9 protein-coding genes and 4 pseudogenes are annotated in these 12,334 nt (G+C 69.4%); 9 read left to right on the forward strand and 4 right to left on the reverse strand.

Annotation, left to right across the window (positions count from 1 at the left end):
• Window positions 1–3 precede the first annotated feature (3 nt).
• The 4 genes and pseudogenes from NBRGI_RS40585 to NBRGI_RS44730 all read left to right on the forward strand — a co-directional run.
• Entirely contained in the window at window positions 4–1,479 is a 1,476-nt protein-coding gene (locus NBRGI_RS40585) for an MFS transporter (protein ID WP_029903259.1), read from the forward strand.
• Window positions 1,480–1,525: 46 nt separating this feature from the next.
• Entirely contained in the window at window positions 1,526–2,185 is a 660-nt protein-coding gene (locus NBRGI_RS40590) for a response regulator transcription factor (RefSeq protein ID WP_014981775.1), read from the forward strand.
• A 13-nt stretch (window positions 2,186–2,198) separates the two neighbouring features.
• On the forward strand, window positions 2,199–3,629 hold the full coding sequence (locus NBRGI_RS40595; protein ID WP_029903262.1) for a sensor histidine kinase: 1,431 nt from the start codon (window positions 2,199–2,201) through the stop codon (window positions 3,627–3,629).
• 406 nt (window positions 3,630–4,035) lie between these two features.
• A pseudogene (locus NBRGI_RS44730) lies at window positions 4,036–4,806 on the forward strand (TAXI family TRAP transporter solute-binding subunit); the annotation flags it as partial.
• A gap of 227 nt (window positions 4,807–5,033) precedes the next feature.
• Here NBRGI_RS44730 and NBRGI_RS40605 read toward each other — a convergent pair.
• Complete coding sequence (locus tag NBRGI_RS40605; protein WP_029903264.1) at window positions 5,034–5,357, reverse strand: metal-sensitive transcriptional regulator; 324 nt, start codon at window positions 5,355–5,357, stop codon at window positions 5,034–5,036.
• Window positions 5,358–5,569: 212 nt separating this feature from the next.
• Here NBRGI_RS40605 and NBRGI_RS40610 point away from each other — a divergent pair, with 212 nt between their 5' ends.
• Both NBRGI_RS40610 and NBRGI_RS40615 read left to right on the forward strand, forming a co-directional pair.
• Window positions 5,570–6,379 carry an S-methyl-5'-thioadenosine phosphorylase gene (locus tag NBRGI_RS40610; protein ID WP_029903267.1) on the forward strand — a complete coding sequence of 270 codons (810 nt, stop codon included), beginning with the start codon at window positions 5,570–5,572 and terminating at the stop codon, window positions 6,377–6,379.
• Window positions 6,380–6,411: 32 nt separating this feature from the next.
• Window positions 6,412–7,425, forward strand: coding sequence for an NAD-dependent epimerase/dehydratase family protein (locus NBRGI_RS40615; protein WP_029903269.1), 1,014 nt, complete (start codon window positions 6,412–6,414; stop codon window positions 7,423–7,425).
• Here NBRGI_RS40615 and NBRGI_RS40620 read toward each other — a convergent pair whose 3' ends face one another.
• Entirely contained in the window at window positions 7,426–8,397 is a 972-nt protein-coding gene (locus NBRGI_RS40620) for a GAF domain-containing protein (RefSeq protein ID WP_235211272.1), read from the reverse strand.
• Window positions 8,398–8,632: 235 nt separating this feature from the next.
• On the opposite strand from NBRGI_RS40620, the pseudogene NBRGI_RS49470 reads away from it, so the two are divergent.
• A pseudogene (locus tag NBRGI_RS49470) lies at window positions 8,633–8,761 on the forward strand (IS3 family transposase); the annotation flags it as partial.
• A gap of 84 nt (window positions 8,762–8,845) precedes the next feature.
• Here NBRGI_RS49470 and NBRGI_RS50050 read toward each other — a convergent pair.
• Window positions 8,846–8,940: pseudogene (locus tag NBRGI_RS50050) on the reverse strand (IS3 family transposase); the annotation flags it as partial.
• 327 nt (window positions 8,941–9,267) lie between these two features.
• Between NBRGI_RS50050 and NBRGI_RS47045 the strand changes: the two are divergent.
• Together NBRGI_RS47045 and NBRGI_RS40625 are read left to right on the forward strand one after the other, a co-directional pair.
• Window positions 9,268–9,880, forward strand: a pseudogene (locus NBRGI_RS47045) (transposase); the annotation flags it as partial.
• Window positions 9,881–10,006: 126 nt separating this feature from the next.
• Window positions 10,007–10,567, forward strand: a complete 561-nt coding sequence (locus NBRGI_RS40625; protein ID WP_029903273.1) for an NADPH-dependent FMN reductase — start codon at window positions 10,007–10,009, stop codon at window positions 10,565–10,567.
• A 111-nt stretch (window positions 10,568–10,678) separates the two neighbouring features.
• Here NBRGI_RS40625 and eccE read toward each other — a convergent pair whose 3' ends face one another.
• Window positions 10,679–12,322: a type VII secretion protein EccE gene (gene eccE / locus NBRGI_RS40630; protein WP_036562635.1), complete on the reverse strand. Its 1,644-nt coding sequence runs from the start codon at window positions 12,320–12,322 to the stop codon at window positions 10,679–10,681.
• Window positions 12,323–12,334: the final 12 nt, after the last annotated feature.

Here is a 12,334-nt window from a genome sequence, read left to right on the forward strand (position 1 = left end):
CTTGTGACTACGACACAGCCCGCGGGTGAGCGCCGGGTCGTCGCGAATGTGCTGCGCGGCTCGATCGGCAACCTGGTCGAATGGTACGACTGGTATGTCTACGCGGCGTTCAGCGTGTACTTCGCGAAAACGTTCTTCCCCAAGGACGATCCGACGGCGCAGTTGCTCTCCACGGCAGCGGTGTTCGCCGTCGGCTTCCTGATGCGCCCGATCGGCGGCTGGTTGCTCGGCCGCTACGCCGACAGGTTCGGCCGCCGGTCGGCGCTCACCCTCTCGGTGACGGTGATGGCCGCGGGCTCGCTGCTGATCGCGGTGACTCCCGGGTACCAGACCATCGGTATCGCCGCACCGGCGATCCTGTTGATCGCCCGCCTGCTGCAAGGACTTTCGGTCGGCGGCGAATACGCCACCAGCGCGACGTATCTGTCCGAGGTGGCCTCCTCCGGCCGGCGCGGTTTCTACTCGAGCTTCCAGTACGTCACCCTGGTCGCGGGTCAGCTCGTCGCGCTCGGCGTGCAGATCGTCCTGCAGCAGTTCCTCACCAGCGCCGAAATGAACAACTGGGGCTGGCGTATTCCGTTCGTCATCGGTGCGGCGGGCGCGCTCATCGTGATGTGGCTGCGCCGCGGCATGGACGAGTCCGAGCAGTTCCGGGCCGCCGCCGCGGACGCCGACAACCGGGTATTCGTCACGGACGGCATCACGGAGCACGCCTACCAGCACGGTAGGGACCAGGCTGCGGCCGCTGCCGCCGCGCAGCGGGGCACGCCGAAACCGGAGGCCGCGCGCGGTTCGTTGCGGATGCTGTTGCAGTACCCGCGCGAATGCCTGCTGGTGATGGGCCTGACACTCGGCGGGACGGTGGCGTTCTACACCTACACCACCTACATGCAGAAGTTCATGATCAACACCTCGGGCATCTCCAAGGGCACCGTCGCGTGGATCAACTTCATCGCGCTGCTGGTGTTCGTGGTGTTGCAGCCGTTGGCAGGCGCGCTGTCGGACCGGATCGGCCGGCGCAAGCTGCTCATCTTCTTCGGCGTCGCGGGCACACTGCTGACCGTGCCGATCATGACGGTGCTGGCGCACACCACCAATGTGATTGCCGCGTTCGCCTTGATGATGCTGGCTCTGGTCATCATCACCGGCTACACCTCGATCAACGCGATCGTGAAGGCCGAGCTGTTCCCGACCAAGATCCGCGCCCTCGGCGTCGGCCTGCCCTACGCCCTGACCGTCGCCATCTTCGGCGGCACCGCGGAAACCATCGCCCTCGCGCTGAAGAAGGCGAACCACGAGTCGGTGTACTTCTGGTACGTCGCAGGGTGCATCCTGATCTCGCTGGTCACGTACTTCTTCATGCGGGAGACCTCGACGTCGTCGACTATCGACGCCGAGGGCGCCACCATCACCGCCGACACCGGGGTCGGTACCGGGGTGGCCGAGCCGGATCGTCAGTTGGCCGCTGTGCGTGACTGACCGCCCGGCACACGCGCCGATCCACCCGTTATGGGAGGATCGGCGCGTGCGGCTTGCGGTGGTCGAAGATGACGACGGCGTCGGTGACGCGCTGGTAGAAGCGCTCAACGCCCGTGGCTACCGCGCGGAACGCAAGCGGCGCGGCGCGGATCTGCTGACCGCGCACCGCGGTTACGACGCGGTCATTCTCGATCTCGGCCTGCCCGACGCCGACGGCTTGCAGATCCTGCGGCAGCTGCGCGAAGTCAGTCAGGTGCCGGTGCTCATCCTGACCGCGCGCAGCGACGAACGTTCGATCGTGCGCGGACTGCGCGGTGGCGCCGACGACTATCTGGTGAAGCCGCCGCGAATCGCGGAGTTGATGGCCCGCCTCGAGACCGTCACCAGGAGGGCGGCCGCGGCGGCCCAGCCCACCCAGGCGGTGGTGGTCACCGGTGACGTGCGGGTCGATCTGCAGGCGCGGCTGGTCGAGGTGGCGGGGACGCCGATCACGTTGACGCAGAAGGAATTCGAACTGGTCGAGGCGCTGGTGGAGCGGCCGGGGGCCGCGGTGAGCCGCCAGCAGCTGATGGACCGGATCTGGGGCGACGCGTTCGTCGCCGTGTCGCGGTCGCTGGACGTGCACATGACGGGGTTGCGCGCCAAGCTGAATCGGCCGGGACTGATCACCACCATTCGCGGCTACGGGTATCGGTGGGGGCAGTGATCAGGGGCAGGCCGTGCGGCGCCGCCTACTCATCGCGCTGACCGTCTTCGCCGCGATCGCGGTGCTGGCGTTCGCCGTTCCGCTGTCGCTGACGGTCGCGACCAGCCGGACCCAGACGCTGGTGCTCGCTCGTTCCGGCGACGCCGATCGCTTCGCGAATCTCGCGGCCGCCGCCGCGACCACCGGGGACACCCGTGCGCTCTCGGATGAGGTGGGCCGCTATCACGAGTTGTACGGCGAGAACGTGCTGATCGTGGACGCCAAAGGCGCGACGACCGCCAATGGCGGTGCGAGCCTAAATGATCCGGGGATCGGGGCGGCAGTGGCGGCGGCGCGGCGCAACCAGCGTCCGCACGTGCCCGACCAGCTGACGCCGTGGGGCGCGCGGACGGTGCTCATCGCCCGTCCGGTCGGCACCGGGGTGCAGGTCGGCGGGGCCGTGGTGATCCAGGCGTCCACCGCGCGGGCGCGGGCCGATATCGCGCGGACGTGGGGGTTCATCCTGCTCGGCGGCGCGGGTGCGATGGCGCTGTTCACCCTGCTGGCGCTGACCCTGAGCCGCTGGGTGCTGCGGCCGCTCGCGGCGCTCTCCGGTGCGGTCGCGGACCTCACCGCGACGCTGCCGAAGCCGCCCGCGGGGCAGGTCACGGCCGGGCCGCCGGCGTCGATCGCCGGCCATCACGGTGGACCGCCCGAAATGCGGGCTGTCGCTGAATCTTTCGACGCGATGGCGTTGGCCGTCGCCGATTCGGTGCAGGCGCAGCGCCAGCTCGTCGCCGACACCGCGCACGCCATGCGGAACCCGCTGGCGGCCTTGATGATTCGACTCGACTCGCTGGAGCCTGCGATACCGGGCGACGCGGCGGCCACCTTCCGTGGTGCCAGTGCCGAGGTGGAGCGGCTGGCCGCGCTGCTGGACGGCCTGCTCACCCTCGCCGTGGCCGAGACGCCCGCCGCGTTCGATGCCGCGCGCCTCGCCGAGGCCGAGAACCATTGCGATGCCGTGCAAGTGGTCGCCGACCGGTTCGACGCGTGGTGTTCGGCCTACGAATTGTCCGGTCAGGAGTTGAGTGTCGCACCGGCTGTCGCGCATGCCGACGTCGCGGTGTCCGCGGACGTGCTGGCCCAGATCCTCGATGTGCCGCTGAGCAATTCGTCGCGCTATGCCGGGGCGGGTGCGCGCACCGAGATCCTCGTCGCCGTCGAACCCGGCTGGGTCACGGTAACCGTGCAGGACGACGGCGCAGGTGTACCGTCCGCCGAAATCGCCAAGCTCACCACGCGTTTCTACCGCGGGTCGACGGCGGTGCGCGGCGGCTCCGGTCTCGGCCTGCCCATCGCCGCGGCCTTGGTCCAGGCGCGTGGCGGGACGCTCACCGTCGAACCCGTGCGACCCCACGGCCTGTCGGTTCAAGTGCGCCTACCTGCAGCGGTGCCGGAATGAGCGCGTGGGTGGCCGAATCCGTTTTCGCGGTGCAGGTTCGGGTGTGGACCGCAGGGGTGGTCGAGTCGGGTGTCGCGGTGCCGGTTCGGGTGTGGCCCGCGCGGGTGATCGAATCCGGTGTAGCGGCGCGGGCTCGGACGTGGACCGCGCGGGGGGCGATGCGTCGGTGGGATTCGTGCGCGCCGCTGAACGGCGGGAATCGCAGGCTACGGGTGCACGGGCCCCGAGCAGTTCTGTGCGGCCGAATCGTCACGCATGGGTGGGTCCGCGGATCGGCTGAAAGCGCTGTCGCCGAATCGTTTCGGCCGCCCGACGCGAGTCCGGGCCGGACCTGGGGCCCTGCCGCGCACGGTGCGAGGAGGGTGCGATGACTATGCGGCGACGGGGTTTCCTGGCGCTGGCCGGTATGACGGCGGCGGGTGTGGCCGGGTGTGGGCCGAGTGGTGGTGGTCCGCTGGTGCGGTTGGCGTCGGGGGAGGTCGGCGGTTTTTATCACGCGTTCGCGGGACTGCTTTCGGCGGCGGCGGCGCGGTCGGGGACCGTGCGGATCGAGCGGGTCACCACGTCGGGGTCGCAGGAAAACCTGACGTTGCTGAGGCAGGGGCAGGTGGATGCGGCCCTGGCACTGTCGGATTCGGTGGGGGACAGCGCGGACCGGATGCTCGCGCTCGGCCGGGTGTACGAGAACTATCTGCAGCTGGTGGTGCGGTCGGACAGTCGGATCGGCAGCGTGGCCGACCTGCGCGGCGCGCGGATCAACCTGGGCGCGGACGGGTCGGGCGCGGCGCTGACCGGCGAGCGGATCCTGCGGGTCGCCGGGCTGGATCCCGCGACGGATGTGGCGGTTTCGCATCGGCCGCTGCGCGAAGCGGTGACGGCACTGGCCGCCGACGAGTCGGACGCGCTGCTGTGGGCGGGCGGCGTCCCGACGATGGTGCTTCAGGTGCCCGCGCGTATGCGCCTGGTGGACATGGGTGACTTGGCGGCCCCCATGCGGGAGCGGTTCGGTCCGGTATACGACCGGGTGGAGATCCCCGCCGATGCCTACCCCGGTGGTTCGGCGGTGCACACCATCGGTGTGGCGAACCTGCTGCTGGTCGCGGCGGGGCTGCCGGCCGACACCGCCGCGTCGATCGTGGAACTACTGGTGTATCGAGCGGATTCGCTGGTGCCGACCGAGGCGGCGGGCACCCAGTTCCTGGACGGCCGTTCCCTGATCAGCACCGCCCCGATCCCCCCTGCACCCCGGCGCCGCAGCGGTCTACCGCAAGTGGCACGGCTGACTTCGGGCACCCGTTCTGCTCGCGCGCACCCGTTTCCGCAGGCCACAGGGGTGCGGGAAGTCAGGGAGCGCGTTAACGCACCACGCGTCCGGCCGAGCGCGATGCGTCGGAAGGCCACCGATCAGGAGCGGACCAGGCGCGCGATGGCGTCGGTCGCCTCCTTGATCTTCGCCTCGGCTTCGGGACCGCCCGCGACGGCGGCGTCGACGACGCAGTGGCTGATGTGGTCCTCGAGCAGGCCCATCGCCACCGCCTGCAGCGCCTTGGTCATGGCGGAGACCTGGGTGAGGATGTCGATGCAGTACTTCTCTTCCTCGACCATCCGCTGCAACCCGCGCGCCTGCCCCTCGATCCGGCGCAGCCGCTTGAGGTAGTCGTCCTTGGCGGTGATGTAGCCGTGTGCCGCGTGATCGTGCGCGTCGTGCTCCTGCGGGGTGGGTGCCACCGGTGCTCTCCTCGTCGATTGCCGGTCCGTGACCGGACCGGACTAATACCCCCCTAGGGTACAGTTTCCGGAACGGCTTGTCAGGTCAGCGCCGGTGGCGCCGTGTTGCGCCCCGATGCCGTCCATCATCGCCGACGGCACCGACAACCGCGCGCACGGCCGGCGCGGGGGCCGTTGCTCGGCCCGCGGGCCGGGACGGGAGAATTGCGGCCATGAGTTCGCATGCCAGGCCCGCGCTCGCCGTTGTCGGCGGAAGCGGGTTCTACGATTTCTTCGACGATGAGGCGACCCAGGTCGAGGTCGAGACGCCGTACGGAGCGCCGAGCGCGCCGATCGCGATCGGCGAGGTCGAGGGTCGTCCGGTGGCCTTCGTGCCCCGGCACGGCAAGAACCACGAGTTCGCGCCGCACACGCTGCCCTACCAGGCCAATATGTGGGCGCTGCGCTCGCTCGGCGTGCGCCGGGTGTTCGCGCCGTGCGCGGTGGGCAGCCTGCGCGGGGACTGGGGTCCGGGCACCGTGGTGGTGCCGGATCAGCTGGTCGATCGCACCTCGGGCCGCCCGCAGACCTACTTCGACGGCGGCGGCGTGCACGTGTCGTTCGCTGATCCGTACTGCGACGAACTCCGCACCGCCACCATCAAATCCGCGGACGACACGCTGCCGATGAAGGGCGCGGGCACGATGGTCGTCGTGCAGGGCCCGCGATTCTCCACCCGGGCCGAGAGCCGCTGGTTCGCCGGACAGGGCTGGGATCTGGTCAACATGACCGGACATCCGGAAGCGGTGCTCGCTCGTGAACTCGAAATGTGCTACTCCGCAGTGGCTTTGGTGACCGACCTCGACGCCGGGCTGGAGGAGGGCGCGGGCGTGCACGCGGTCGACGTCTTCGCCGAGTTCAAGCGCAATCTGGCCCCGTTCAAGGACCTGATCCGCCGCTCGGTCGCCGCGGTCACCGAGACCGACACCTGTGACCGTTGCCGTGTTCATACCGGGGTGTCGCTGCCATTCGCGCTACCGTGACCATGCGGGGGTGCCGAACAGAGGTGCGGTGAATGAGAGTTCTGGTCACCGGCGCGGCCGGGTTCCTGGGTACACAGGTGCGCGCGGCCGCGGCCGCCGCGGGGCACGAGGTGATCGGCATCGACCTGATGCTCGATGCCGTGCACGGCCCGAACGCCGAACCACCGGAAGGTGTTTCGCAGGTCGATGTGCGTGATGGCGCGGCGCTGGCGCCGCTGCTCGCCGGGATCGACGTGGTCTGTCATCTCGCGGCGGTCAGTGCGGGCAGCCCCGCCGACATGGCGACGCACAACGATCTCGGTACCGCGGCGCTGCTGGGTGCGATGGAGCAGGCTAAGGTGCGCCGCCTGGTGCTCGCCTCCTCGATCACGGTCTACGGCGAGGGTCGCTACCGCAGTGTGCGCGGCGGGCCGTTCTTCCCCGGCCTGCGCAGGCGGGCCGACCTGGATCGAGGCCTGTTCGACCATCGTGCCCCGCGCACGGGCGAGGTGCTCACCTGGGAGCCGGTCGGCGAGGACGCGCCGCTGCGGCCACGCGGCAGCTACGGCGCGAGCAAGGCGGCGCAGGAAAACTACGCGTTCGCTTGGGGTTTGGGCGTCGGCGGCGCGGTGACGGCGCTGCGCCTGCATCAGATCTACGGTGACGGCGCGCGGACCGGGTTGGTCGGGCAGTTGCGTGCCGCGCTGGACGAGGGCCGCGCGCCGCACGTATTCGAGGACGGTGGCCAGGTCCGGGATTTCGTGCACGTCCGCGATGCGACCGCGGCCGTGCTCGCCGCGATCGAGCGTGCGCTGCCCGGGTTCGTGCCGCTGAATATCGCGTCCGGCTGGCCGATCACGCTGTGGGAGCTCGCCTCGATCATGGCCAAGGCCCGCGGCGGGCAGCCGCCCGTGGTCACCGGTCAGTACCGCATCGCCGACGTCCGCCATTTCGTGGCCGATATCGAAAGAGCAAAGCGTACGCTGGGATTCGCGCCTACGACACCGCCTGCCAAGGGGCTGGCCGAGTTCGCCACTGCGCAGGCAACCGCCGCTACCGGTGGCTGATCACGCCGGGCGCGCGGGGAGGTCCAGCTGCACCAGCGCGAACTCGGGCACGGTTGCGCCCGCGGTCCCGCCGGGCAGCGGCGAGGCCTCGAGATCGGCGACGAGCCAGTCACCGCTGTCGGTGGCCAGGCGGACCCCGGTGAGCGTCACCCGTTCGACGCCGGAGCGGATATCGTCACGCGCCGCGACGATGCGCGCCCGGTCGGCGGGATGCGGCACGGTGCGTTCGTCGATGCCCCGTCCCCAGCGCAACTCGGGGACGGGCTCGGTGACCCAGCGGATGAGCCGGACCTGGGCCAAATCGACGATGGCCAGGTAGAGGTTCGGTTGTGCGCCGCGCAGCAGGTCCAAGGTCGCCGCTTCGAATGATTTACGCTGCGGAGCAACGCTTTCGGTGACGTCGACGGCCAAACCGAGCCAGTGGTAGCGGTTCTCGTCCGGATTGTGCGCGGCGAGCAGCAGAGTGCGCGGGCCGGTGCGGGCTCGCACCGTCGCGGTGTCGAGCCAGCGAGCGCCCGGTGTGGACCGGGCCAGCGTCGCGACGAGTTCGAGTGCGCCGTCGAAACGTTCGATGATCTCGAAGGATTCCGCACCGATCCAGATGTTGTGCTCGTTGTCGAAGTTCGCGCCGAGATCGTAGGAGAGCGCCTCGATGCGGCGGGTGCGCGCGTCGACGCTGAACGCCGCCACGCCGACCGGCTCCGGTGGTTCCGCGCTGCCGACCCACAGCCGCACGGCGTGCACGCGACCGTCGGGCCCGCGCAGCGGTACCACGCGCAGATGCTGCCCGGACCAGTCGTGGCGCGACTGCGGCAGTTCCTGATCGATGACCGTGCCACCGGTGTAGGCGGCCGCGACGAACGGCTGCAACCGGGTGGATACTGCACGCTGGAACGACTTCCACTCCCGCGGTGCGGTGCCGACCGCGAGCAGCGACCAGGTGTCGACATGGCCGAGTGTCTCGATCAGCAACCAGCGTCCGATTATCACAATCCCCCTCCCCGAAGTCGAACACTATGCCACGGTCGGGCGGCTATCCAGTGCATATCGTGCCTGATCCGGTCGTGCGCGCGGCCGATGGGTCCGGCGCGTTGGTTCCAGGTGCGCGCGGTCCGAGCCGAGGGCTCGGGCGCGTGATCATGTGTCTGCGCGGAGAGGGAAAGCTCAGTCCGGATAGTCGGCTACTCCCTCGACGAACGGCTGACCGCCGCCCGCCACCACGGTCCATACCAACGGAGGCAGCCAGTTTCGGTCGAGAACGTTCGCCGATGCCCTGTCCGCCAACGAATTACGGGGGTCGATGGGCCACGTCAGGGCATGCGGCGACAACGCCGCGCGGTTCGCCAGATCGGGGTTCGGGCTTGCCGCTGGGTCACGGCGCGCGCAGCCGTGCCGTCTTCGGAACGCGCCCTGCACCGTGCGCCGATCGCATCAAACGGGCAACACGCTTGCACCCAACCGGATTCCCGTGCCGATACGCAGCTCGGCATGCACTCTCGGCGCGCCGTAGGTGCCGCGTGAGGCGATGTGGATCGCGGTGATCGCCCCGGCCGGCTCGGTATCAGCCCGCGCCTAGGGGCCGCGCCATTCGTAGTACCCGGAGGTCGACACGCCCAGCGCCCGGGGCTTTGCGCCACAACTCGACCAGCTCGCTGCGTCGGCGCTGGTCGGGCCTTCACGGACGCCGTCGTCGATCTCGGCGCGTTCGAGCCAGTTCTGTAAGCAGGATTGAGAACTGCCCGGGCTCGAAGCTACCTGGCCGATCGGGCGTGATCTTGCCCCGGTTTTCCGGAACGGTTTCTCGAGAGATGCTGACTGTCAACATGTTTGAAGGAACAGTCGGTGCCGAAGCCGTATCCGGCCGAGTTCCGCCGTCACGCCCTGGCGTTGGTCGAGTCTGGGCGCACCGTTCGCGATGTCGCCGCCTCGTTGGGGATCGCCGAGTCCTGTCTACACAACTGGCGACGCCGCGATCTGGTCGACCGGGGACTGAAGGACGGCCCCAGTCGTTCGGGGTCCGCCGAGTTGGCGGCCGCTCGCCGGCGGATTCGGGACCTGGAAGAAGAGGTCGAGATCCTGCGCAAAGCCGCGGCGGCTGTCGAGCAGGTGGTGCCCCCAAAAAGACCGATACCGTCTCGTGGCCGAGCTCCACGATGACGGTGTCCGAGTTCGTCGTGCCTGCCACGACCTGGGAGTGTCGACATCGGGCTATTACGAGTGGCGTGACCGGGCGCCGTCGCAACGGGCCATCCGCCACGCCTGGCTCACCGACCTGATCGAATCATTCTGGGCCAGAATGCAAGTCGAGCTTCTCAACCGGCAACGCTAGAACACCCGCGTCGAGTTGGCCAACGCCATCTTCGAGTGCATCGAGGGCTTCCACAATCGCCGCCGACGGCACTCCGCCATCGGCTGGCAGACACCCATAGAATTCGAGAGAACGTTCACCCCGCAGCTCACATCACCTCAGCACTGCGGAAACCGGGGCAAGATCACGGTGTCCAGAAGACCGGGGCAACCGCAGTCCCTACCGACGCCGCGGACACTCACCTGAGTGGCGTTGCAGTATTAAGCTCGCGCGGTGGACACTCCTTTGCGGCTCGAGGTCATTGTGGCCAGTGTGCGTCCGGAGCGGTTCGCTCCGGTGGTCGCCGACTGGCTGTTGCGCACACTACGCGCGCACGACGAGTTCGATACGGGTGTCATCGATCTGGCGGACACTTTGTTGCCGACCGAATTGATTGAAACCCCGGAAGTGGTCCGATATCGCGCCAGGTTGGCCGCAGCGGACGCGTTCATCGCCGTGACTTCCGAGTACAACCACGGTTATCCGGCCGCACTGAAGACCGCGTTCGACACCGCCAAACACGAATGGCGAGCCAAGCCCATCGGATTCGTCTCCTACGGCGGCTTGTCCGGGGGTCTGCGCGCGGTCGAGCAACTCCGTCAGGTGGTCGCGGAGATCCACATGGTGTCGATCCGCGAGACGGTCAGCTTCCACCAGGCCAAGAAGCGGTTCGACGCGGCGGGGGAGACCGCGGACGGTGCCGCGATCGACGCCGCCGCTCGCATGCTTCGCCAATTGTCCTGGTGGGCAAGAACTCTGCGCGCGGCGCGGGCGACCGACCCCTACCCGGCCTGACGCGCACATCTCAGCTCGCCGCGCACGATTTTGCCGACGAATGTGCGCGCGCCGTGCTGGAACGCGCGCGGCGTGCTGGAACGTGCGCGGCGTGCTGGAACGTGCGCGGCGTCAGCCGACGGGTGCGCCGCGGCGACCGCGTGGGTGGCCGATATAGGTCGCCTCGCGCGGGATGGAGACCAGCGTCAGGTCCACTTGGGCGGTGCCGGTGCGCAGGATGACGTGGTTGCCGATCGCCGCGGGCTGGTGGATGGACAGGTCCGGCCGGGTGGCGGGCCAGCCCATCGGATCGCCGGTGACGTAGATCGTGGTGACACCGGCGTGCGGGGCGGGCGCGAGCACGCCGTCCACCACGGTCGCGGTGAAACCCGCGTCGGATTGGTGGGTTTCGACCGCGAGGGTCAGCCGTTCCGGATTGCCGATGGTGGTGACCAGGTTCTCCCAGGCGTGTGCCCGGTCGGTGCGGATCAGCACCCGTTCGCCGACCGCGAGCGCACGGAACACCAGCTGCTGGGCGAGATAGAGTTCGCCCGCCACATACACCGTCGAGATGCCGGTGCCGACGATGCGCACCGCGACGCCGTTGCCTTCGTCGTCCGAGCCGATCAGCTGGCCACAGCCCGAGGAGGGCAGGTGCAGCGCGTCGATCACCTCGATCGGGTACTCGCTCATCGGCACGGTGTCGTCGACGCCGGGCACGGCGAGCGGCAGATGGGCGAGCAGGCCGTCGCGGTGCCGTCCGTTCATCGAGACCATGCCGGCGAGCTTGCTGCGTTCGGGCAGCTCACGCGCCGTCAGTCGCCAGGCCGCGCCGATGCTCACCGCCTCGGCCGAACTACCCGGCCGCAGTCGCACGGCCACCGTGGTGCCGCGCGAAGGCGCCACCCACAGCTGCGCGAGCAGGTCGGAGCCGAGCTTCTTCGGATCCACCGCCATGCCGATGTTCACGCTGTTGCCGATTTCGGCGTAGCGCCAACGATGTTCGAGGGTGCGCGGGTCGAAACCGCCGGTGATCTGCAGGACCGCCTTCTTGATCTCCGGGGCGGTCAGGATGCGCGCGTTGCAGTCCGCGTCCTCCAGCGCGCGCATGATGCGCTGGGTGGCGATGGTGACCGCGCGCGAGGCGCCGTCCGCGCCGCCGCCGCGCCGGGCCGCCGCGTCCGGGCAGGCGACCGCGTCGAAACCGATTGCCAGCCAGACGGTTCGGTGCGCGGTCGCGGGCAGCGGCCCGAGCAGCGATTCGTAGATCTTGCCCGCGGGCGTGCCGGACCGGGAACGGTGGCCGTGGCTGATGATGTCGATGCCGCTGAGCAGAATGTCGTGCTGGTTCAGGCATTTCGCCAGCTCCGGCAGCGGCAGCAGGTGCGAGGCGTGCACGGTGTTGCGGGCGATGCGGGTGAGTCCGCCGGGCGGGGCGAGCACCTCGACCACGGTGACCACCCTGCTGCCGTCCCAGTAGAGGCCGAGCGAGCGTCCGTCCGCACCGCGGAAGTCGACGGTGTCACCTATGCGGTAGTCCCGCTTGGTGAGATAGCGCCACCAGGTGGCGATCCAGTCCAGCAGGGTGCGCTTGGCGACCGGAATCAGCGGAATCAGCGCGACGACCACACCCACGGCCAGCGCGGGCAGCGCCTGCAGGCCGAGCAGTAGCGCGACCACCCCCGCGACAAACCCCATGACCTGCGCGATCAGCAAATTCTGTAGCGAGATGCGGCCAAGGAGCGGCCGTGGTCCCGCCCCGGCAGGTTCCGCCATCGTCGTCCCCCA

The sequence above is a fragment of the Nocardia brasiliensis IFM 10847 genome (genome assembly GCF_000710915.1).
Lineage (GTDB): Bacteria > Actinomycetota > Actinomycetes > Mycobacteriales > Mycobacteriaceae > Nocardia > Nocardia brasiliensis_A.